At 64.8% G+C, this 418-nt stretch carries 1 protein-coding gene; it reads right to left on the bottom strand.

Going from position 1 to position 418, the window contains the following annotated elements; genetic code table 11:
* Positions 1-93 precede the first annotated feature (93 nt).
* Positions 94-418: integrase core domain-containing protein (locus ADK67_RS11655; RefSeq protein WP_157620166.1), on the bottom strand; the 325-nt coding region annotated here is incomplete at its 5' end.

The following is a 418-nucleotide window of genomic DNA, read 5'->3' as shown; positions in this document are numbered from 1 at the left end:
AGGCACCACAACCATCCTCGTCTGGCAGATGCACGGACCTGCCAGACGCCACTCTTCCACCCAAATATGCCAGAACTAAGCAGCGACACACTACTAGCTGTACTGCCCCGTGAGGTTGGGGGCGCGGGTGGCTGGTGGTTGGCCTGCGAGTGCGGTGTGGCCGCGGTGGTGGTTGTAGGTGTGCAGCCAGTGTGGCAGTGCGGCTCGTCGTTCGGTTTCGGATCGGTAGGGCTGGGCGTAGGCCCATTCGTCGAGCAGGGTGCGGTTGTAGCGTTCGACCTTGCCGTTGGTCTGGGGTCGGTAGGGGCGGGTGCGTTTGTGGGTGATGCCCGCCTGGATGAGGGTGTCGCGCCACAGGTGTGAGCGGTAGCAGGCGCCGTTGTCGGTCAGCACCCGCTTGACCGTGATGCCGGCGGTC

Source organism: Saccharothrix sp. NRRL B-16348, assembly GCF_001280085.1.
GTDB lineage: Bacteria > Actinomycetota > Actinomycetes > Mycobacteriales > Pseudonocardiaceae > Actinosynnema.
Note: the sequence above shows the minus strand (reverse complement) of the source record. Positions and strands in the feature narration are given on the sequence as shown.